Here is a 19,279-nt window from a genome sequence, read left to right on the forward strand (position 1 = left end):
GCAGAAGCCGGGAATCCTCGCATGCCTGCGGCCCTGCTTGCACGGGCTACCGGCGCATTTGGCAGTGCCAGCAGCCAATTCGGCAACATGGGCATGTTCGAGGTACTTTTCCCCAAGTGCCTGCAACGTCGGGTCGAGGCTGTGGTCAATGGCTGCGGTCAGGCGACGATGGCGAAAACTGTGTCCCTCGCCGACGCCGATACATCAAACCCTTAGCCTGAAAGCATTCAGGTCGCTTTTTCTGTAATCATCCAAAGGAGTCCGGATGCTTGAACTTGTCGCTGCCTTTATCTGCCTGACGACGCTGCTCACCTACGTCAACTTCCGCTTTATCGGCTTGCCACCGACCATCGGCGTGATGGTCACCGCCCTGCTGTTCTCGCTGCTGCTGCAAGGCCTGAGCTACCTGGGCTACCCCGGCCTGGAAGAACATGTGGAAGAATTGATTGGCAAGATCGACTTCGGCGATCTGCTGATGAACTGGATGCTGTCGTTCCTGCTGTTCGCCGGCGCCCTGCACGTCAACCTCAACGACCTGCGCAGCTACCGCTGGCCCATCGGTCTGCTGGCCACGGTTGGCGTGCTGATCGCCACCTTCGTCATCGGCAGCCTGGCCTACTGGATCTTCGGCCTGTTCGGCTGGCACGTCAGCTTTCTCTACTGCCTGCTGTTCGGCGCGCTGATTTCCCCCACCGACCCGATTGCCGTGCTGGGTGTGCTGCGTACCGCCAACGCTTCCAAGCCACTGAAGACCACCATCGTCGGCGAATCGCTGTTCAACGACGGCACCGCGGTAGTGGTGTTCACCGTGCTGCTGGGCATCGCTCAACTGGGGGAAACCCCGACCGTGGCTGCCACGGCCTGGCTGTTCGTGCATGAGGCCATTGGCGGCGTACTGTTCGGCGGGCTGATCGGCTACCTGGTGTATCTGATGATCAAGAGCATCGAGCAGCACCAGATCGAAGTGATGCTGACCCTGGCCCTGGTCATCGGTGGTTCGGCGATGGCCAGCGAGCTGCATGTCTCGGCGCCGATTGCCATGGTGGTGGCCGGCCTGATCATCGGCAACCTGGGACGCAACCTGGCGATGAACGACATGACCCGGCGCTACCTGGACGGTTTCTGGGAGTTGCTCGACGACATGCTCAATGCCCTGCTGTTCGCCCTGATCGGCCTGGAGCTGTTGCTGCTGCCATTCAACTGGCTGCACCTGGCGGCTGCCAGCCTGCTGGCCGTGGCCATCGTGCTCTCTCGCGTGCTCACCGTGGCCCCGGCAATCCTCCTGTTGCGGCGCTGGCGCAGCGTGCCCCGGGGCACTATCCGCGTGCTGACCTGGGGCGGCTTGCGCGGTGGCGTCTCGGTGGCGCTGGCGCTGGCCCTGCCCCTGGGGCCGGAGCGTGACCTGGTGCTGAGCATCACCTACATCGTGGTGTTGTCGTCGATCCTGCTGCAGGGTCTGACCATCGGCAAACTGGTGCGCCATGTCACCCAGGATGCCCCGGCGGCCAAGGCCGAGGCCCACTGATCATTTCTTGATCTGCCGCGGATCGGGCGCCGGTGCCCGGTCCGCGTTCCTGTTCGGCTTGCCACTTTCACTACGCACCTGGGCATGGCTGATCAGGGCGAAGATGAAACTGCCTCCAATGATATTCCCGGCCAGGGTCGGCCCGGCGAACACCATCCAGAAATCCCGCCACGGCAACTCGCCGGCAAATACCAGGTAGGACACTTCCGCCGAGCCCACTACGATGTGAGTGAAATCCCCCAGCGCCATCAGATAGGTGATCAGGATGATGATCCACAGCTTGGCGCTCTCCATGGACGGGATCATCCAGACCATGGTGGCAATCATCCAGCCGGAGATGATGCCCTTGGCGAACATCTGCGCTCTGTCGTTCTCCATGACCTTGCGGCCGATTTCCAGAAAAGCCTGATCGGTCTTGCCGTCGAAAATCGGTAAGTGCAGCATCACATAGGCCACCAGCAGGGTGCCGCACAGGTTGCCCACCAGCACCACGCCCCACAAGCGCAGCAAGCGCCCGAAGTTGTTCAGGCTCGGCTTGCTCATCACCGGCAGCAGGCAGTCAGGGTGTTTTCCGTGAACAGTTGCTGGCGCGCCAGAATCACCGCCAGAAAGCCCGCGCAGTAGCCAAAGCTGGCAATGACCTTGAAGGCCTCGCCGTCGGGCAGGCGGGAGTTGAGCAGGCCCATGCCCATCAGCGACAGGCCCATGGTCAGGCCGGCAGCCAGGGCCGACCACCAGAGGGCCGCGACACTGCGCTCCAGTTCCTGGTCGCCCTGGGTGCGGATGATTTCATGCAGGACCGCAGCTCGGGGCGGCTGGTTATGGTCGACCTCATGCTGCTCTTGAGCAGAGAGGCCGGGGGTCTTGCCATCTTTTTGCGCGTCCATAAGGCTCCTGAACCAGGCGGGTCATTTAGCTACGACACGCTGGGCTCAGAGCTGTTCCTTTCTGCGCAAGGCATCAGGCGTCGCAAGCGTCATCCTTGAACTGGTCTTTGACGTATTTGATTTCGGTGCGGCCGTGAGGCGCCGGCAGGCCGTCTTCCCCCAGGTTGACGAAGACCATCTTCTCCACCGTGAGAATGGATTTGCGAGTGATCTTGTTGCGCACTTCGCACGTCAGGGTGATCGAGGTGCGACCGAACTCGGTGGCGGTGATACCCAGCTCGATGATGTCGCCCTGGCGCGAGGCGCTGACGAAGTTGATTTCCGAGATGTACTTGGTCACGACTCGCTGGTTGCCCAGCTGGACAATGGCGTAGATCGCCGCTTCTTCGTCGATCCAGCGCAACAGGCTGCCGCCGAACAGCGTGCCGTTGGGGTTGAGGTCTTCGGGTTTTACCCACTTGCGGGTGTGGAAATTCATATGCACTCCTGACCGTCCTGCCAATTGATGCCCGGCATAATGGCAGACCGGGCAGTCATGCTCTATGCAACATCGACTATGGTCGCGATTAACGATCTTCATCCAGGTGACATAAACACTTTTGGAAGTCTGGCTCAGGCGGCTATAATCGCCACCGTTTCAAAACGGTCATCTGCACTTGATACCGTTTTCCCGCCACCTGTCCGAGGGGCGCTGCAGCAGGCATGGCCTGTCAGGCTCGGATGGGGCGTTGTTGGTACAGGGCTCCCTGTATGGACACTAAACGCACAACGGCGCCCATTCGCACACTACGAATGGAGGCTCTTGATGAGCGCTGTAAACACGCCTGCAGGTTTTACCGACTACAAAGTCGCCGACATCTCCCTGGCTGCCTGGGGTCGTCGCGAAACCATCATCGCCGAATCGGAAATGCCGGCCCTGATGGGGCTGCGCCGCAAGTACCTGGCTGAACAGCCACTCAAGGGCGCCAAGATCCTCGGCTGCATCCACATGACCATCCAGACCGCCGTGCTGATCGAAACCCTGGTTGCCCTGGGTGCCGAAGTACGCTGGTCGTCCTGCAACATTTTCTCGACTCAAGACCAGGCCGCAGCCTCCATCGCCGCTGCCGGCATTCCTGTGTTCGCCTGGAAAGGCGAGACCGAGGAAGAGTACGAGTGGTGCCTGGAGCAGACCATCCTCAAGGATGGCAAGCCTTGGGACGCCAACATGATCCTCGACGACGGCGGCGACCTGACCCAGCTGCTGCACGACAAGTACCCACAGGTACTGGACCGCGTTCACGGCGTGACCGAAGAAACCACCACCGGCGTGCACCGCCTGCTGGACATGCTGGCCAAGGGCGAGCTGAAGGTTCCTGCGATCAACGTCAACGACTCGGTGACCAAGAGCAAGAACGACAACAAGTACGGCTGCCGTCACAGCCTGAACGACGCCATCAAGCGCGGCACCGACCACCTGCTGTCCGGCAAGCAAGCGCTGGTCATCGGCTACGGTGACGTGGGCAAGGGCTCGGCCCAGTCCCTGCGTCAGGAAGGCATGATCGTCAAGGTTTCGGAAGTGGACCCGATCTGCGCCATGCAAGCCTGCATGGATGGTTTCGAGCTGGTTTCGCCGTTCATCGACGGTATCAACCACGGCACCGAAGCCAGCATCGACAAAGCCCTGCTGGGCAAGATCGACCTGATCGTGACCACCACCGGTAACGTCAATGTTTGCGACGCAAACATGCTCAAGGCCCTGAAAAAGCGTGCCGTGGTCTGCAACATCGGCCACTTCGACAACGAAATCGACACCGCTTTCATGCGCAAGAACTGGGCATGGGAAGAAGTGAAGCCACAGGTGCACAAGATCCACCGCACCGGCCCTGGCGATTTCGATGCACAGAACGACGACTACCTGATCCTGCTGGCCGAAGGCCGCCTGGTGAACCTGGGCAACGCCACCGGTCACCCAAGCCGCATCATGGACGGTTCGTTCGCCAACCAGGTCCTGGCACAGATCTTCCTGTTCGGCCAGAAGTACGCCGACCTGTCGCCGGCCCAGAAAGCCGAGCGCCTGACTGTTGAAGTACTGCCGAAGAAACTCGACGAAGAAGTGGCCCTGGAAATGGTTCGCGGCTTCGGCGGCGTGGTCACTCAACTGACCAAGCAACAGGCTGAATACATCGGCGTAACCGTCGAAGGCCCGTTCAAGCCAGACGCCTACCGCTACTAAGAGCAGCTGCAGGCGGCAAGTTATCAGCGGCAAGCAAGGAGCCAAAAGCTCTGCTTGCTGCAACTGACCTGGTGCTTGTCCTAATCGCTATAGCAGTTTCAAGCAGCAGGCTGCAGGCACAAGAAACCAGCGCACCTCCGCTTTTTCTTGGCGCTTGCCGCCTGTTACTTGCAACTGGAGGTCCCCTCCATGTCCCAAGATCGTCGCTACAGCTTCGAGTTCTTCCCCACCAAGACCGATGCTGGGCATGAAAAACTGCTCGCCACTGCCCGTCAGCTGGCCGGCTACAACCCCGATTTCTTCTCCTGCACCTACGGTGCCGGCGGCTCGACCCGTGATCGCACAGTCAACACCGTGCTGCAACTGGAGAGCGAAGTTAAAGTCCCTGCGGCGCCGCACCTGTCCTGCGTCGGCGACAGCAAGGACGACCTGCGCGGCCTGCTGCAGCAGTACCAGGCAGCCGGCATCAAGCGCATTGTCGCCCTGCGTGGCGACCTGCCTTCGGGCATGGGCATGGCCAGCGGTGAACTGCGCTACGCCAATGACCTGGTGAGCTTCATCCGCGAGGAAACCGGCAGCCACTTCCATATCGAAGTCGCCGCCTACCCGGAAATGCACCCGCAAGCGCGCAACTTCGAGGAAGACCTGGTCAACTTCGTGCGCAAGGCCAATGCCGGTGCCGACAGTGCGATCACCCAATACTTCTTCAACGCCGACAGCTACTTCTACTTCGTCGAGCGCGTGCGCAAGATGGGCGTGAACATCCCGATCGTGCCGGGCATCATGCCCATCACCAACTACAGCAAGCTGGCGCGCTTCTCCGACGCCTGCGGCGCAGAGATTCCGCGCTGGATCCGCAAGCAGCTGGAAGCCTATGGCGATGACAGCGCCAGCATCCAGGCCTTCGGTGAACAGGTAATCAGTGACATGTGCGAACGCCTGCTCCAGGGCGGCGCACCCGGGCTGCACTTCTATACCTTGAACCAGGCCGACCCGAGCCTGGCGATCTGGAACAACCTCCAGCTGCCACGCTGACAGGCTGCAACCCAAGCTCCGGGCCCTGGTGAAAACCGGGGCCTTTTTGTTTGCAGCAGCCTTGAGCTAGAGCGTCCGGAACTGCCTCTAGCAATTGCATGATCTCTCGTCGTAATCTCCAGCAATGTCCGTCATAGCCCGGTTGCTGACCGCCCTTCTCTGCACTTGCCTGAGCCTTGCCGCCCATGGCGAGAAGCTGCGCATTGTCACCGAACCCTGGGCACCCTATGTCTATGAGGAAAATGGCACGGCCAAGGGCCTGGACTACGAAACCACCGCCATTGTCTTCCAGCGCCTGGGCATAGAGGTGCAGTGGCAGTTCCTGCCCTGGAAACGCTGCCTGGCGATGCTGGAAACCGGCCAGGCCGATGGCGCCCTGGACATCTTCCACAGCGACCAGCGCGACGGCACCCTGCTCTACCCCAACGAACCGCTCTCGGACGTGGAGTTCGTGATGTTCTATGCCAACCAGCGCCCATACCCGTTCAAGCGCCTGAACGAACTCAAGGGCCTGACCATCGGCACTTCCCCCGGCTATCTGTACAGCGACGATTTCAGCAACTCGACCCTGTTCAACCGCGAACCGGCCCCCACCCACGAAGCCAATTTCGGCAAGCTGCTGCTGGGGCGGATCGACCTGCTGATTACCGACAAACGGGTCGGCCAGCACCTGCTGGACAGTCTGGGGCTGCGTGACCAGGTCAGCCAGAACCCCACTGTCATCAGCCGCCAGAGCCAATACCTAGCCGTGCGCCGCAATGCCGGCATGGACCTGCTGGTACAGCGCTTCGGCGCCGAACTGAAGCGCTTCAAGCGCGAACCGGCCTACGCCCAACTTAGTGCCAAGTACGGTGCTGAACCTGCTCTGCCGCCGGTCAGGTCTTCATCAACCCGCGAGTCAGAAAAAACCGTTGAGCAGCAGGAAAGCAGCGCACACTGATTGCTCTGTTATACTCCGGCCTCCCGCCAGGCTCACGCCCGGACGCTGGACCCTGTTCAAGGCCTCTCCACCCCGCTACGGCGCAGCCAACCGGCCCGCGCGAGCCGCCGGTGAATGACCCTTCAGGCCAGCAGGACCGGACGGGATAGCGTCCTCTTAAACGCCATTCACGCCCGGCAAGATTATCCCTTTGGGCCAAGCCCTCACTAAAACAGGATTACTCATGTCCTTTGCTTCCCTCGGTCTCTCCGAGGCTTTAGTCGGCGCCATCGAAGCCGCCGGCTACACCCAGCCTACTCCGGTGCAACAGCGGGCCATTCCCGCCGTGTTGCAAGGTCGCGATCTGATGGTCGCGGCACAGACAGGTACTGGTAAAACCGGCGGTTTCGCCCTTCCGATCCTGGAACGGTTGTTTCCCAACGGTCATCCGGACAAATCCCAGCGTCATGGCCCGCGCCAACCCCGCGTACTGGTCCTGACCCCCACTCGCGAGCTGGCCGCGCAAGTGCATGACAGCTTCAAGCTGTACGCCCGCGACCTGAAGTTCGTCAGCGCCTGCATCTTCGGCGGCGTCGGCATGAACCCGCAGGTTCAGGCCATGGCCCGTGGCGTCGATGTGCTGGTGGCGTGCCCCGGCCGTCTGCTGGACCTGGCTGGCCAGGGCAGCGTCGACCTGTCCCACGTGGAAATCCTGGTTCTCGACGAAGCCGACCGCATGCTCGACATGGGCTTCGTCCATGACGTCAAGAAAGTCCTCGCCCGCCTGCCCGCCAAGCGCCAGAACCTGCTGTTCTCCGCGACCTTCTCCAAGGACATCACGGACCTGGCCGGCAAGCTGCTGCACAACCCCGAGCGCATCGAAGTGACCCCGCCGAACACCACGGTGGAGCGTATCGAGCAGCGGGTCTTCCGCCTGCCGGCCAGCCACAAGCGTGCCCTGCTGGCGCACCTGATCACCGCCGGCGCCTGGGAACAGGTCCTGGTGTTCACCCGGACCAAGCACGGCGCCAACCGCCTGGCCGAGTACCTGGACAAGCACGGCCTGAGCGCTGTGGCGATCCACGGCAACAAGAGCCAGAACGCCCGTACCAAAGCGCTGGCCGACTTCAAGGCCGGCGAAGTGCGGATCCTGGTCGCCACCGATATCGCCGCCCGCGGCCTGGATATCGACCAACTGCCTCACGTGGTCAACTTCGAACTGCCTAACGTCGACGAAGACTACGTGCACCGTATTGGCCGTACCGGCCGTGCCGGTCGCTCCGGCGAAGCCATCTCCCTGGTGGCTCCGGACGAAGAGAAACTGCTGAAAAGCATCGAGCGCATGACCAAGCAGAAGATCGCCGACGGTGACCTGATGGGCTTCGATGCCAGCGCAGTGGAAGCCGAGAAGCCGGAAGTGCGCGAGCGTCCGGATGTGCGCAACCCGCGCAATCCCCGTGGCCCACGCGGCGATGGCCCGAACGGCGGTGGCGGTGGTGGCGGTCGCAAGGACAAGGGCAAGGACAAGGGCGGCAAGGAAAAACCCGCCCGTGGCGAACGCCCGGCCCGCGAGCAGAAGCCTCGTGAAGGCACCCCGGCCCGCGAACAGCGTCAACCGACGCCCCGTGCCGATCGCGCACCGGACGAGTTCCTCGACGACGACGTGGACAACTTCGGTAACCGCGCTGACTACGTCAGCCCGTACCAGAACAAGAACAACCAGGGCCGCGGCCGCCGTCCAGGGGCTCCGGCCCAGGGTGCGGGCGCTGGCAATCCGCCACGCGGCGGTGCCGGTGGTGGCCAGGGTCGTTCCGGCAACCCGCGCAACAGCAACGGCAGCACCACCGGCACCGCGCCGGCCAAGCGCAGTGGCGGCCCGCGCAACGGCGCCCCTCGTGACAGCCAGGGCCGTCGCGACGAGCCGCGCAATCGCCGCCCGAACCGTGACGATCAGCCACGCCAGGAACCGGCCGTGCAGAGTCCTCGGGGCAACCAGCCGAAGATCATGCACAAGGAATCCAAGGCCGATCGTTTCCCGACGCCTGAGCAGCTGGATCAGTTGCCAAGCCGTCCACGGGGCGAAAAGCCGGCGCTGCTGACCCGCAACCGCTGAGCCTCGCGCTGAAATGAAAAACGCCCCTGGCCGCAAGGCCCGGGGCGTTTTTTATGGTGGCTGGTCGAGGGCGTTTCTGTAGCCGCTGCCGCAGGTTGCGAACGAGGGGGAACCCGGCGCGAGGATCTGACCGGCTCACCGTGTTTCATGACGGGCAATAAAAAACGCCCCCGGTTTGTGGCCGGGGGCGTTTTTTTGCCTTCGCAGGTTGCGACCAGTCCTATAAGGGCTGTGCGGGGGAGATCGCGAAGGCCCTGCGGGCCTTGTCGCAGCCTGCGGCAGCGGCTACAGACGAAGCATTACTTCGCTTTCACGCCTTCGAAGCTGATGTACAGGTCAACATTGTTGGAGGCCGGGCCCAGGTCCATCATCTTGCCGAAATCCTGGCGATTGATGCTGGTGGTACCTTCGAAGCCGGCACGGTAGCCGCCCCATGGGTCCTTGCCTTCACCCAGGAAGGTGGCCTTGACCACGACTGGCTTGGTCACGCCATGCAGGGTCAGGTCGCCGGCCACGTCAGCGGTCAGCTTGCCGTCGGCGTTCTTGCCGGTGGGCTTGACGCTGGTGGAGACGAACTTGGCGTCGGCAAACTTGCCGGCGTCCAGGAAGTCCTTGCTGGTGATGTGCTTGTCACGTTCAGCGTGGTTGGTGAACACGCTGGCGGTGCGCACGTTGACTTCGATCTTGGCGTCTTCCGGCTTGGCCGCGTCAAAGCTGAACTTGCCGTCCAGGTCCTTGAAGGTACCGGTGATGAAGCTGTAGCCCAGGTGGCTGATCTTGAAGTCGACGAAGGCATGCTGGCCTTCCTTGTCGATCACGTAGTCCGCTGCCATCACTTGACCGGCCGCCAATACAGCAGATCCGATTGCCAGAGCGGCGAGAGTCTTTTTCAACATGCTTTCTATTCCTTTTGAGTCAAGGTTGAACATCAGGCTTTGCGACCCAGCATACGGGTAAGGGTCGCATCACGATCGATAAAGTGGTGCTTCAGCGCAGCCAGGCCATGGATACCGGCAAAGATCACCAGTGCCCAGGCCAGGTACAGATGCACCACACCTGCTACATCTGCCTGGTCCGGTAGTCCGGAGATCAGGGCAGGAACTTCAAACAAGCCGAACACCGGGATACCCACGCCGTCGGCGGTGGAGATCAGGTAACCGGCAATCATGACCGCGAACAGGCCGAGGTAGAGGAACGCGTGCCCCAGCTTGGCCCCCAGGCGGGTCAGCGGCCCATGGTTGGCCGGGGCCGGCGGCGGTGGGCTGACCCACCGCCACAACACCCGCAGCAGCATGATTGCAAACAGTGTCAGGCCGATACTCTTGTGCAGGTCCGGCGCGTCTTTGCGCCAAGTGCTGTAGTAGTCGAGGCCGACCATCCACAGGCCCAGGGCGAACAGACCAAACACCGCCAGGGCCACGCCCCAGTGCAGAACAATGCTGACCCAACCATAGCGAGAAGAAGAATTACGTAACTGCATCAGTTGCATCCTGTAAGAAACGCAGATCAAGACTAGCGATTTACCTATCGAATTAAAGCGGAATTTTTTGCTTTGAAATATCGAGAAATACGATCAGTAGTCTGGACCGAGCGCGTTAAGAAAAGATTAAGCCTCCCGCCAAGCCAGCCTCCTTGCTCCCTCGTGCCGTGCCCTGGGTCTTGCAGGCGGCGTCTTTGCACCTGTCGCATCACGCCGTGGCGCGTCTTGCACAATAGGTTGTCCCGCGGCCATGCATTGCATAGGCTTGCCCGATTGTTCGCCCGCGCCGTTGGCGGGCCGCTTCCAGGAGACTGTACATGGGCCTGAATAACCAGTGGATGCAACGCGATCTTGCGGTGCTGTGGCATCCCTGCACCCAGATGAAAGACCACGAACAGCTGCCGTTGATCCCCATCAAGCGAGGCGAAGGCGTCTGGCTGGAAGACTTCGAAGGCAAACGCTACCTGGATGCGGTCAGCTCCTGGTGGGTCAATGTGTTCGGCCACGCCAACCCGCACATCAACCAGCGTATCAAGGACCAGGTGGACCAGCTGGAACACGTGATCCTCGCCGGCTTCAGCCACCAGCCGGTGATCGAGTTGTCCGAGCGCCTGGTCAAGATCACCCCCGAAGGCCTGACCCGCTGCTTCTACGCCGACAACGGTTCGTCATGCATCGAAGTGGCGATGAAGATGAGCTTTCACTACTGGATCAACCGCGGCCAACCGAACAAGAAGCGCTTCGTCACCCTGAGCAACAGCTACCACGGCGAAACCATCGCCGCCATGTCAGTGGGCGATGTGCCGCTGTTTACCGAGACTTACAAGGCCCTGCTGCTGGACACCCTCAAGGTGCCCAGCCCGGACTGCTACCTGCGTCCCGAAGGCATGAGCTGGGAAGAGCATTCGCGAAACATGTTCGCCGCCATGGAACAGACCCTGGCCGAACACCACGAAACAGTGGCCGCGGTCATAGTCGAGCCGCTGATCCAGGGCGCCGGCGGCATGCGCATGTATCACCCGGTGTACCTCAAGCTGCTGCGCGAAGCCTGCGACCGCTATGGCGTGCACCTGATCCATGACGAGATCGCCGTGGGTTTCGGCCGCACCGGCACGATGTTCGCCTGCGAGCAGGCCGGCATCCGCCCGGATTTCCTGTGCCTGTCCAAGGCCCTGACCGGCGGCTACCTGCCCCTGGCCGCGTGCATGACCACCGATGAGGTCTACAGCGCCTTCTACGACGACTACCCGACCCTGCGCGCCTTCCTCCACTCCCACAGCTACACCGGTAACCCGCTGGCCTGTGCCGCGGCCCTGGCGACCCTGGATATCTTCGAGCAGGACAAGGTGGTGGAGAACAACCACGCGCTTGCCCGGCGCATGGCCAGCGCCACCGCGCACCTGGTGGACCACCCCCACGTTGCCGAAGTACGCCAGACCGGCATGGTCCTGGCCATCGAGATGGTCCAGGACAAGGCCAGCAAGACCGCCTACCCCTGGCAGGAACGCCGCGGCCTGAAAGTCTTCCAGCACGCCCTGGAACGCGGCGCCCTGTTGCGTCCCCTGGGCAGCGTGGTGTATTTCCTGCCGCCGTACGTGATCACCCCGGAACAGATCGACTTCCTCGCCGAAGTCGCCAGTGAAGGCATCGATATCGCCACCCGCGACCAGGTCAGCGTGGCGGTGCCCAAGGACTTCCACCCCGGCTTTCGCGATCCGGGCTAGAACAGGTCGTTAGTTGTGGCGAGGGAGCTTGCTCCCTCGCCACAGAACGCTTTCCACCGATTCACATTCAACAGAGAACCCAGATGAGATTGTCCCGCTTCTTTATCGACGCCACCCTGAGCCTAGGCGAACACGAGTTGCCGGAAGCCCAGGCACACTACATCGGGCGCGTACTGCGCATGGCCGAAGGTGCTGCCCTGCAGGTGTTCGATGGCTCGGGCACCGAGTTTCGCGGGGCTCTGGTGGAAGTGGGCAAGAAGCGGGTTCGGGTCCAGCTGAATGAAAGCTTCGCCGGCCAGGAAGAATCACCGCTGCGGATTCACCTGGGCCAGGGCCTGTCCCGAGGCGAGCGCATGGACTGGGCGATCCAGAAGGCCACCGAACTGGGGGTCAGCGAAATCACCCCGATCTTCAGCGAGCGCTGCGAAGTGCGGCTCAAGGACGAGCGCGCCGATAAGCGCCTGCTGCACTGGCGCCAGGTGGCCATCAGCGCCTGCGAACAGTGCGGCCGCTCGCAGGTCCCGGTGATCCACCCACCCGTGCTGCTGGCGGACTGGATCAAGCAGGCCCGGGCCGACCTGAAGCTGGTGCTGCACCCCGTGGCCCAGCCCCTGGAAAGCCACGCCAAGCCTGCCAGCCTGGCGTTCCTCATTGGCCCTGAAGGCGGCCTGACAGACGCCGAAGTGGAGCTGTCCCACAGCGCCGGTTTCCTCCCCGCGCGCCTGGGGCCGCGGGTGCTGCGTACCGAAACCGCTCCCGTGGTGGCCCTGGCCGTGGCCCAGCAACTGTGGGGTGACTTCTAACCCTTCCTTGGTGGCTATTGCACCGGATCGCTGGTGGGCTGGGCGATGATCGCTTTGAGTTCGCTGGTCATGGGGAATTCCAGGTTCAGGCCCTTGGGCGGAATCGGCTGCTGAAACCAGCGCTGGTAAATGCCGTTGATCTCCCCGGAGCGGTACAGGTCCGCCAGGGCGCCATTGACCAGGGCCAGGAACTGCGGGTCATCCTTGCGCACCATGCAGCTGTAGATCTCCCGCGACTGTTCTTCCCCCACCACCACCCAGTTGTGCGGATCCCGGGCCTTGGCCCGCTCGCCGTACAGCAACGCATCGTCCATGTAGAACGCCGCCGCACGCCCCGACTGCAGCATCTGGAATGCCTCGCCGTGGTCCTTGGCGCTGATCACGAACATGTCGATCTTGTGCTCGACGTTGTAGCTCTTGAGAAAACGCTCGTTGGTGGTCCCCGCCGTGGTCACCACGTTCTTGCCCCGCAGGTCGGCGAAGCTCTTGATCCCGCTGTCCTTGGCGGTCAGCAACTGGCCTTTGACGTAGATGAAGCCATAGGAAAACGCCACCTGCTTCTGCCGCTCGGCCGTCACCCCGGTGGAACCGCACTCCAGGTCCACGGTGCCGTTCTGCACCAGGGGAATGCGCGTCTGGGAGGTCACCAGGTTGTACTTCACTGCGAGTTTGGGCAGGTGCAACTGTTGCTGGATGCGCTCCACCACCTTGCCCGCCAGTTCCACCGAATACCCCATGGGCTGGCCACTGTTGTCGCCAACATAGGAGAACGGCACCGATGCATCGCGATAACCCAAGGTAATGGTGGAGCTATTGGCGATCTTGGCCAGGGTGCCGTCCAGGGGCACTTCGCTGGCGTGGGAAATGGCGCTGAACAACAGTCCCAGGGTGCAGCCGAGCAACGTGATCTTATGCATTGTTATTCTCCGTTGTGGGTAGAAGTGATTCAGCGGCGAACAGCGATGACGCTGATTTCGATGAGGATCTCCGGACGTGCCAGGGCCGCCTGCAAGGTAGTGCGAGCCGGTGCCTGGCCCGGAGACAGCCAGGCCGACCAGACCACGTTCATGGCCGCGAAGTCCGCCTGGATGTCCTTGAGGTAGAGCGTTGCGCTGAGCAGATGATCCTTGTCACTGCCGGCTTCGACCAGCAAGGCGTCGATCTTCTCCAGGACCTCCCGGGTCTGACCGCCGATGTCGCTGCTAGAGCCCGGCACCTGGCCGGAAAGGAACACCAGTTCGGCAAAGGTGACGGCGCCGCTGAGGCGATTGTTGCTGTGGATACGCTGGATACTCATCTGAAGACTCCTGTTGAACATTCAGGCGACGCGGGGCGCCAGGCCCTGCATGTCGATGCTGGTGGAACGCTGGCCGATCAGTTCGCCAAGCAACTGGCCACTGCCGCAGGCCAGGGTAAATCCCAGCGCGCCGTGGCCAAGGTTGAGCCACAGATTGCGATAGGCGGTGGCTCCGATCAGCGGCACGCCGCTGGGAGTGGCGGGACGCATACCGGCCCATTCGATGGCTGCCGCATAATCACCGGCGGCGGCGAAGGTCTGCTCGGCCTGACGCCGCATCAAGGCCAGCCGAGCCGGGTCCGGGGACGGGTCGAAGCCGACGATGTCGACCATGGCCGCCACCCGCAGTTGCTGGCCGATACGCGCATAGACGATCTTGCGGTTGTAGTCGGTGATGCTGATGCCCGGCGCCCGGTGCTGCGGGCCGATGGGCACGCTGAGGCTGTAGCCCTTGAGCGGATACAGCGGCAGCTGGAGCCCGGGCAGGCGCAGTTCGGCGCTGCGGTGCCCGGCAGCCAGCACCAGTTGGTCCACCGGCAACACGCGCTCCCCCAGGTCGATGGCCTGGACCTTATCTCCCCCATGGCGAATGCCCCGCACCCGCTGGCCCAGTAGGATTTCGCAGCGCCCGGAAGCGCGCAGCCGCGTGGCCAGTTGCTGGCAGAAGGCGTGGCAGTCGGCCACTTCTTCATCCGGGGTATAGATACCGCCGACGAAGGGCGTATCCCCCAGGGCCGGTTCCAGGGCCGTGCATTCGGCGGCGCAAAGCACCTGTTGCTGGCCGCTGTCCGCCAGGTTGTGCCGGGCGTGCTCGAAGCTTTTTTGCTCGCGGAAAGTCACCAGCTTGCCGTTGCGCCGCCAGTCGAAGCCCTGTAGGCCATCCTCTTCGCGCCAGCTTTGCAGGGTGCTCTGGCTGAGCAGCGCCAGGCGCAGCAGGTGCGCGCCATTGCGCCGGTTCACCGAGTGCCGGCAAGCACCGAGGAACCCCGCCAGCCAGCGCCACTGCGCCGGGTCCAGGCGTGGCCGCAGCTTGAGCGGAGAGTCGCCCTTGAGCATCCAGCCCAGGGCCTGCCAGGGCACCCCGGCATCAGCCAGAGGCGCCACATAGCGATAGGACAGCTGCCCGCCGTTGGCGAAACTGGTCTGGCTGCCCAGGGACTCCTGCGCCTCCACCAGCGTCACCTCGAAGCCCTGGCGGACCAGGGCGTAGGCACTGGCCAAACCGATAACGCCCCCTCCAATGATGCAAACCCGCTGACTCATGACTGCCCCTGGCCTGTTGGTCGATGGCCCAAGGTTAGGGGCAGGTGACAGGCGCCGGACAATGAATAAAGATGGACCTCCCATAAACAAAGGTTATGGACTGCCCCATGCGCCTTCGTCATATCGAGATTTTCCAGGCCATCCGCCAGACCGGCTCCATCAGCGGCGCGGCGCAGTTGCTGCATGTCTCCCAGCCGGCGGTGACCAAGGTTTTGCAGCACGCCGAACTGCAGTTGGGTTTCCCGTTGTTCCTGCGGGTGCGTGGCAAGTTGCAGCCAACCCCGGAAGCCCTGGAGCTGGAGCGCGAAGTGGACAAGGTCAGCGAGAGCCTGCAAGGGGTACGCCGCCTGGCCCAGAACCTGCGCCGGGCGCCGGGCCACAGCCTGCGCATCGGCGCCACACCGGCCCTGGCCCTGGCCTTGCTGCCGCCCGCCATCAGTGAATGGATCCGCCTTTACCCGGACAGCCTATGCGAACTGTCCAGCGCCCATAGCCGCGAGCTGGTACAGAACCTGCTGATGCGCGAAATCGACCTGGCGCTGACCCTGCAACCCCCGGATCACCCGGGCCTGAGCGCCCAACCCCTGGCCCAGGGTGTGCTGGTGGCCCTGGCGCCGCTGGGCTTCTGGCCCGAGCACAGCCGCGGCCAGCCCCTGGCGCTGCAGGAGCTGGCGGACGCGCCACTGATTGGCCTGAGCAGCGCCGACCCGTTGTCGGCCCGGCTCGACAGCTACCTCAAGTCGGTGGAGCCGCCGCCGCGGGTGAGCATTGCCGTGCAGACCTATTCCCTGGCCCGGGCCATGGTCGAGTCCGGCGCCGGGCTGGCTCTGATCGACCCCTTCACCGCCCTGGGCGCCTCAACGGCCAACACCGCTATCCGCCCCTTGAGCCCGCCGCTGCCGATCACCCTGTACGCCGTGACCCGCGCCGCAGAACCGCCGCCCCACACCCTGGCCAGCCTGCTGGAAATCTTCGCCCGCCAGGCCCGGGCCCAGCTCGACCGCCCCTTGTAGGAGCTGGCTTGCCAGCGAAAACGTCCGCCAGCACGGTGCAAATCCAGAGGGCCCGCTGCGCCGGCCAGCCGGCCCCTACAGGACGTAGAACAGGATCGCGACGAAATGCAGCAGGCTGCCGGCGATCACGAACAGGTGCCAAATGCCGTGGGCATGGCGCAGGCGGCTGTCGAGGGCAAAGAAGATGATGCCCACGGTGTACAGCACCCCGCCCGTGGCCAGCCAGGCGAAGCCGGCTGGCCCCAGGGCCGCCAGCAGCGGCTTGACCGCCACCAGGACGATCCAGCCCATCACCGCGTAGATCACGATGGAGAGAATCCGCGCCTCCGAGCGCGGCTTGATCTCCTGGAGGATGCCGATCAGCGCCAGCCCCCAGACGATGCCGAACAGGGTCCAGCCCCAGGGCCCGCGCAGGGTCACCAGGCAGAACGGCGTGTAACTGCCGGCAATCAGCAGGTAGATCGAAAAATGATCAACCTTCTGCATGATGTTCTTCGCCCGTCCGCGCACGCTGTGATAGACCGTGGACACGCTGTAGAGCACCAGCAAGGTGAAGGAATAGATCGCCACGCTGACGATCTTCCACGGGCTGCCATCCAGGCTGGCCAGCACCACCAGCCAGATGCCGCCGATAAACGCCGCGATTGCCCCCAGCAGGTGGGTCCAGGCGTTGAATCTTTCTCCGTGATACATCAGTCGCTCACCCTTGAAACATTGAAAAAACACGCAAGGCTCAGGCCTGCAGCTTGAAAGCGCAATATGTCTATTGGGGCGCGGCCGAGAAAATACCAGCGGCCACGTCCTGACCGATCGGGCATCATCAGCCCCTCCTCAGCAGAGTCCGGACCATGCTCATCGACGAAGAGTTGACCCTGAAAAAGCTCGAAGTGTTTCTGGCCTTCATGCGCACCGGCAACCTGGCCCGCGCCGCCGCCGAGTTGCAGACCAGCAATGTCAGCGTGCACCGGGCCATCCACTCCCTGGAAAATGCCCTGCGCTGCCCGCTATTCAAGCATGAAGGGCGCAACCTGACGCCCCTGGAAAGCGCCTTCGTCCTAGAGGAACGGGCACAGAAGCTGGTGCAGGACGTGGTCGAGAGCGTGCGTCTGACCCGCGAAGCGGCGGGCTTTTCAGCAGAACGCTTCAAGCTCGGCGCACTTTACTCGCTGACGGTGAAAACCGTGCCGCAGTTGATCATGGGCCTCAAGCTGCGCCGCAGCGAGCTGAACATCGACCTGATCCTGGGCTCCAACATCGACCTGCTGTACAAGCTCAAGAACATGGAAGTGGACGCCATCCTGATTTCCCTGGACGACAGCGCCCATGACCCGGACTGCGAGCAACTGCCGTTGTTTTCCGATGACATTTTTCTCGCCACCCCCGCCGATTCGCCCTTTGCCCAGCAGAGCGAAGTGGACCTGGCCGACGTGCGCGACGCCACCTTCATCACCCTGACCCAGGGCTTTGCCACCCATCAGGACGGGGTGCGAGTGTTCAAGCAGGCGGGCTTCGAACCCAAGGTGGCGATGCAGGTCAACGACATCTTCACCCTGCTGAGCATGGTCAGCTCCGGGGTGGGTTATGCGTTGCTACCGGGAAGGATTGCCGCGGTGTATGAAAACCGCGTGAAACTGATACCGCTGCAGGCGCGCTACCGCCTGCAGCAGCATATCGGCGTGGTGTTTCTCAAGGCCAAGGAGCGCGACCCGAACCTGTTGGCGCTACTGGCCGAATGCCGGATGTACGCCAACCGCCAAACCCCCTAGAAGCCGGCCGGCGCCTACGCGCCCAGCAGGCCGCGCATCAACAGGAACAGCAACGACGGCCCGAGCAGGCAACCCAGGGCGGTGTAGAACGCCGCCGTCAGGCAACCGTAGGGCACCAGCTTCGGATCGGTGGCCGCCAGGCCCCCGGCGACGCCGCTGGAGGTGCCCATCAAGCCGCCGAAGATCACCGCGCTACGCGGGTTGTTCAGGCCGATCAACGGCGCCACGAACGGCGTCATCACCATCACCAGGATCGCCTTGATCAACCCCGCGGCAATCGACAGCGCCATGACTTCGGAGCTGGCGCCAATCGCCGCACCGGTCACCGGGCCGACGATGTAGGTCACCGCCCCGGCGCCGATGGTGGTCAGGCTCACCGCATCGGTGTAGCCAAAGGCCATGGCCACGCCGACCCCGGCGACAAAGGACGAGCCAACCCCGACGAACAGCGCCAGCACGCCCACGAACCCGGCGCGCTTGAGCTCCTCGACACTGACCCCGAAGGCCGTGGCGACAATCGCGAAGTCCCGCAGCATGGCCCCGCCCAGCAGGCCGATGCCCGACAGCAGCGGAATATCTACTACGCCCTTCTGCCCGCCGGTGAAGGCGCCGCCCACGTAAGACAGCACCAGCCCCAAAAGAATGGCGATGGCCGAGCCGTGCAGGCGGCCCTTGGTAAAGGTGTTGGAGATCCAGTAGGACACCCACATGGTGATCCCGATCACCGCGAAGCCGCTGATCAGCCCGTAGCCGGTAATGACCTTCATCATCGATTCGTACATGGCCCTTACCCCACTGTTTTCTGAGCAACGGCCGCATCCGGCGCCTTGTTGCCGATGCGTACCAGCACCGGTACCAAGGCGAAGGCGATCACTACCGCCAGGGTACCGGCGAGAATCGCCATCGGCCCGCCCTTGAGCGCGCCATAGACGTTCTGCTGGGCGGCCATGGCCACCACGATGGGGATGTACACAGCGCCCCAGAACTCCACACCCTGCTCGGACTTGCCGGCGAACAACCCGCGCTTGTGCAGGTAGCTGCCCAGGCCGATCAACAGCAGCATGGCAATACCGACGCCGCCGACATTGGCCGGTACGCCGATCAATTTGCCCAGCAGCTCACCGATGAAAATACCCACCAGGGTACAAAAGGCCAGGAAGGCCACACCGTAGATAATCATTGTTGTTGTCCTCAAAGTGCATCGTCGAAGTTGTTGTTCTTGTGCTTCGTCAGCCTGAG

General features: G+C 62.9%; 19 protein-coding genes, 1 pseudogene and 1 riboswitch. Of the genes and pseudogenes, 10 read left to right on the top strand and 10 right to left on the bottom strand.

All coding sequences use genetic code 11. The features are described 5' to 3' along the window. Nucleotides 1–21: 21 nt before the first annotated feature. Nucleotides 22–216, top strand: coding sequence for a hypothetical protein (locus ABCR88_RS30675; RefSeq protein WP_041120215.1), 195 nt, complete (start codon nucleotides 22–24; stop codon nucleotides 214–216). A 49-nt stretch (nucleotides 217–265) separates the two neighbouring features. Beyond that, nucleotides 266–1,525 (top strand): sodium:proton antiporter, encoded by a 1,260-nt coding sequence (locus ABCR88_RS30680; RefSeq protein ID WP_011063969.1) that lies wholly within the window; start codon nucleotides 266–268, stop codon nucleotides 1,523–1,525. On the opposite strand, the pseudogene ABCR88_RS30685 reads toward ABCR88_RS30680, so the two are convergent. After that, nucleotides 1,526–2,412, bottom strand: a pseudogene (locus ABCR88_RS30685) (formate/nitrite transporter family protein). It abuts the gene before it with no gap. A gap of 73 nt (nucleotides 2,413–2,485) precedes the next feature. Continuing rightward, nucleotides 2,486–2,890: a hotdog domain-containing protein gene (locus ABCR88_RS30690; RefSeq protein WP_041120217.1), complete on the bottom strand. Its 405-nt coding sequence runs from the start codon at nucleotides 2,888–2,890 to the stop codon at nucleotides 2,486–2,488. 199 nt (nucleotides 2,891–3,089) lie between these two features. Then, a riboswitch (S-adenosyl-L-homocysteine riboswitch) is annotated at nucleotides 3,090–3,196 on the top strand. Nucleotides 3,197–3,217: 21 nt separating this feature from the next. On the opposite strand from ABCR88_RS30690, the gene ahcY reads away from it, so the two are divergent. The 4 genes from ahcY (at nucleotide 3,218) to ABCR88_RS30710 (ending at nucleotide 8,694) form a co-directional block, all read left to right on the top strand. Next, the gene (gene ahcY, locus ABCR88_RS30695; RefSeq protein ID WP_011063972.1) at nucleotides 3,218–4,627 is read left to right on the top strand and encodes an adenosylhomocysteinase; all 1,410 of its coding nucleotides are present in this window, start codon (nucleotides 3,218–3,220) and stop codon (nucleotides 4,625–4,627) included. A gap of 189 nt (nucleotides 4,628–4,816) precedes the next feature. Further along, a complete protein-coding gene (gene metF, locus ABCR88_RS30700; protein WP_015637341.1) occupies nucleotides 4,817–5,662 on the top strand; it encodes a methylenetetrahydrofolate reductase [NAD(P)H] in 846 nt (281 codons plus the stop codon). A 124-nt stretch (nucleotides 5,663–5,786) separates the two neighbouring features. After that, nucleotides 5,787–6,602, top strand: coding sequence for a transporter substrate-binding domain-containing protein (locus ABCR88_RS30705; protein WP_015637342.1), 816 nt, complete (start codon nucleotides 5,787–5,789; stop codon nucleotides 6,600–6,602). A gap of 223 nt (nucleotides 6,603–6,825) precedes the next feature. Beyond that, nucleotides 6,826–8,694: a DEAD/DEAH box helicase gene (locus tag ABCR88_RS30710; protein WP_041120219.1), complete on the top strand. Its 1,869-nt coding sequence runs from the start codon at nucleotides 6,826–6,828 to the stop codon at nucleotides 8,692–8,694. Between the two features lie 299 nt (nucleotides 8,695–8,993). On the opposite strand, the gene ABCR88_RS30715 is transcribed toward ABCR88_RS30710, so the two are convergent. Together ABCR88_RS30715 and ABCR88_RS30720 are read right to left on the bottom strand one after the other, a co-directional pair. Beyond that, nucleotides 8,994–9,590 (bottom strand): YceI family protein, encoded by a 597-nt coding sequence (locus ABCR88_RS30715; protein WP_011063976.1) that lies wholly within the window; start codon nucleotides 9,588–9,590, stop codon nucleotides 8,994–8,996. Nucleotides 9,591–9,622: 32 nt separating this feature from the next. After that, the gene (locus tag ABCR88_RS30720; RefSeq protein ID WP_011063977.1) at nucleotides 9,623–10,174 is read right to left on the bottom strand and encodes a cytochrome b; all 552 of its coding nucleotides are present in this window, start codon (nucleotides 10,172–10,174) and stop codon (nucleotides 9,623–9,625) included. A gap of 317 nt (nucleotides 10,175–10,491) precedes the next feature. Here ABCR88_RS30720 and ABCR88_RS30725 point away from each other — a divergent pair, with 317 nt between their 5' ends. Continuing rightward, nucleotides 10,492–11,898 carry an adenosylmethionine--8-amino-7-oxononanoate transaminase gene (locus tag ABCR88_RS30725; protein ID WP_041120221.1) on the top strand — a complete coding sequence of 469 codons (1,407 nt, stop codon included), beginning with the start codon at nucleotides 10,492–10,494 and terminating at the stop codon, nucleotides 11,896–11,898. An 83-nt stretch (nucleotides 11,899–11,981) separates the two neighbouring features. Beyond that, the gene (locus ABCR88_RS30730; RefSeq protein ID WP_015637345.1) at nucleotides 11,982–12,701 is read left to right on the top strand and encodes a 16S rRNA (uracil(1498)-N(3))-methyltransferase; all 720 of its coding nucleotides are present in this window, start codon (nucleotides 11,982–11,984) and stop codon (nucleotides 12,699–12,701) included. Between the two features lie 14 nt (nucleotides 12,702–12,715). On the opposite strand, the gene ABCR88_RS30735 is transcribed toward ABCR88_RS30730, so the two are convergent. Genes ABCR88_RS30735 through ABCR88_RS30745 form a run of 3 tightly spaced genes read right to left on the bottom strand, consistent with a single transcriptional unit; the run spans nucleotide 12,716 to nucleotide 15,261 of the window. Beyond that, a complete protein-coding gene (locus ABCR88_RS30735) occupies nucleotides 12,716–13,618 on the bottom strand; it encodes a transporter substrate-binding domain-containing protein (RefSeq protein WP_015637346.1) in 903 nt (300 codons plus the stop codon). Nucleotides 13,619–13,647: 29 nt separating this feature from the next. Next, complete coding sequence (locus ABCR88_RS30740; protein WP_015637347.1) at nucleotides 13,648–13,998, bottom strand: RidA family protein; 351 nt, start codon at nucleotides 13,996–13,998, stop codon at nucleotides 13,648–13,650. Between the two features lie 21 nt (nucleotides 13,999–14,019). Next, nucleotides 14,020–15,261: a D-amino acid dehydrogenase gene (locus ABCR88_RS30745; protein WP_041120223.1), complete on the bottom strand. Its 1,242-nt coding sequence runs from the start codon at nucleotides 15,259–15,261 to the stop codon at nucleotides 14,020–14,022. 107 nt (nucleotides 15,262–15,368) lie between these two features. On the opposite strand from ABCR88_RS30745, the gene ABCR88_RS30750 reads away from it, so the two are divergent. Further along, nucleotides 15,369–16,274: a LysR family transcriptional regulator gene (locus ABCR88_RS30750; protein ID WP_041120225.1), complete on the top strand. Its 906-nt coding sequence runs from the start codon at nucleotides 15,369–15,371 to the stop codon at nucleotides 16,272–16,274. Between the two features lie 75 nt (nucleotides 16,275–16,349). On the opposite strand, the gene ABCR88_RS30755 is transcribed toward ABCR88_RS30750, so the two are convergent. Beyond that, nucleotides 16,350–16,967, bottom strand: coding sequence for a hemolysin III family protein (locus ABCR88_RS30755; protein WP_011063984.1), 618 nt, complete (start codon nucleotides 16,965–16,967; stop codon nucleotides 16,350–16,352). A 155-nt stretch (nucleotides 16,968–17,122) separates the two neighbouring features. Here ABCR88_RS30755 and ABCR88_RS30760 point away from each other — a divergent pair, with 155 nt between their 5' ends. Beyond that, nucleotides 17,123–18,040: a LysR substrate-binding domain-containing protein gene (locus tag ABCR88_RS30760; RefSeq protein WP_015637350.1), complete on the top strand. Its 918-nt coding sequence runs from the start codon at nucleotides 17,123–17,125 to the stop codon at nucleotides 18,038–18,040. A gap of 14 nt (nucleotides 18,041–18,054) precedes the next feature. Here the strand turns inward: ABCR88_RS30760 and madM are convergent, their stop codons facing one another. Together madM and madL are read right to left on the bottom strand one after the other, a co-directional pair. Continuing rightward, complete coding sequence (gene madM, locus ABCR88_RS30765) at nucleotides 18,055–18,822, bottom strand: malonate transporter subunit MadM (protein ID WP_016968745.1); 768 nt, start codon at nucleotides 18,820–18,822, stop codon at nucleotides 18,055–18,057. 5 nt (nucleotides 18,823–18,827) lie between these two features. After that, entirely contained in the window at nucleotides 18,828–19,220 is a 393-nt protein-coding gene (madL, locus tag ABCR88_RS30770) for a malonate transporter subunit MadL (protein ID WP_060841513.1), read from the bottom strand. Nucleotides 19,221–19,279: the final 59 nt, after the last annotated feature.

It is taken from the genome of Pseudomonas sp. W17, from assembly GCF_040268305.1.
GTDB classification, from domain to species: Bacteria; Pseudomonadota; Gammaproteobacteria; order Pseudomonadales; family Pseudomonadaceae; genus Aquipseudomonas; species Aquipseudomonas protegens.

Coding starts and splice junctions, on each gene's coding strand:
- ABCR88_RS30735 (WP_015637346.1), bottom strand. CDS start 13,618: ATGCATAAGATCACGTTGCTCGGCTGCACCCTGGGACTGTTGTTCAGC.
- ahcY (WP_011063972.1), top strand. CDS start 3,218: ATGAGCGCTGTAAACACGCCTGCAGGTTTTACCGACTACAAAGTCGCC.
- ABCR88_RS30720 (WP_011063977.1), bottom strand. CDS start 10,174: ATGCAGTTACGTAATTCTTCTTCTCGCTATGGTTGGGTCAGCATTGTT.
- ABCR88_RS30730 (WP_015637345.1), top strand. CDS start 11,982: ATGAGATTGTCCCGCTTCTTTATCGACGCCACCCTGAGCCTAGGCGAA.
- ABCR88_RS30675 (WP_041120215.1), top strand. CDS start 22: ATGCCTGCGGCCCTGCTTGCACGGGCTACCGGCGCATTTGGCAGTGCC.
- madM (WP_016968745.1), bottom strand. CDS start 18,822: ATGTACGAATCGATGATGAAGGTCATTACCGGCTACGGGCTGATCAGC.
- ABCR88_RS30740 (WP_015637347.1), bottom strand. CDS start 13,998: ATGAGTATCCAGCGTATCCACAGCAACAATCGCCTCAGCGGCGCCGTC.
- ABCR88_RS30750 (WP_041120225.1), top strand. CDS start 15,369: ATGCGCCTTCGTCATATCGAGATTTTCCAGGCCATCCGCCAGACCGGC.
- madL (WP_060841513.1), bottom strand. CDS start 19,220: ATGATTATCTACGGTGTGGCCTTCCTGGCCTTTTGTACCCTGGTGGGT.
- ABCR88_RS30705 (WP_015637342.1), top strand. CDS start 5,787: ATGTCCGTCATAGCCCGGTTGCTGACCGCCCTTCTCTGCACTTGCCTG.
- ABCR88_RS30745 (WP_041120223.1), bottom strand. CDS start 15,261: ATGAGTCAGCGGGTTTGCATCATTGGAGGGGGCGTTATCGGTTTGGCC.
- ABCR88_RS30690 (WP_041120217.1), bottom strand. CDS start 2,890: ATGAATTTCCACACCCGCAAGTGGGTAAAACCCGAAGACCTCAACCCC.
- metF (WP_015637341.1), top strand. CDS start 4,817: ATGTCCCAAGATCGTCGCTACAGCTTCGAGTTCTTCCCCACCAAGACC.
- ABCR88_RS30715 (WP_011063976.1), bottom strand. CDS start 9,590: ATGTTGAAAAAGACTCTCGCCGCTCTGGCAATCGGATCTGCTGTATTG.
- ABCR88_RS30755 (WP_011063984.1), bottom strand. CDS start 16,967: ATGTATCACGGAGAAAGATTCAACGCCTGGACCCACCTGCTGGGGGCA.
- ABCR88_RS30680 (WP_011063969.1), top strand. CDS start 266: ATGCTTGAACTTGTCGCTGCCTTTATCTGCCTGACGACGCTGCTCACC.
- ABCR88_RS30760 (WP_015637350.1), top strand. CDS start 17,123: ATGCTCATCGACGAAGAGTTGACCCTGAAAAAGCTCGAAGTGTTTCTG.
- ABCR88_RS30710 (WP_041120219.1), top strand. CDS start 6,826: ATGTCCTTTGCTTCCCTCGGTCTCTCCGAGGCTTTAGTCGGCGCCATC.
- ABCR88_RS30725 (WP_041120221.1), top strand. CDS start 10,492: ATGGGCCTGAATAACCAGTGGATGCAACGCGATCTTGCGGTGCTGTGG.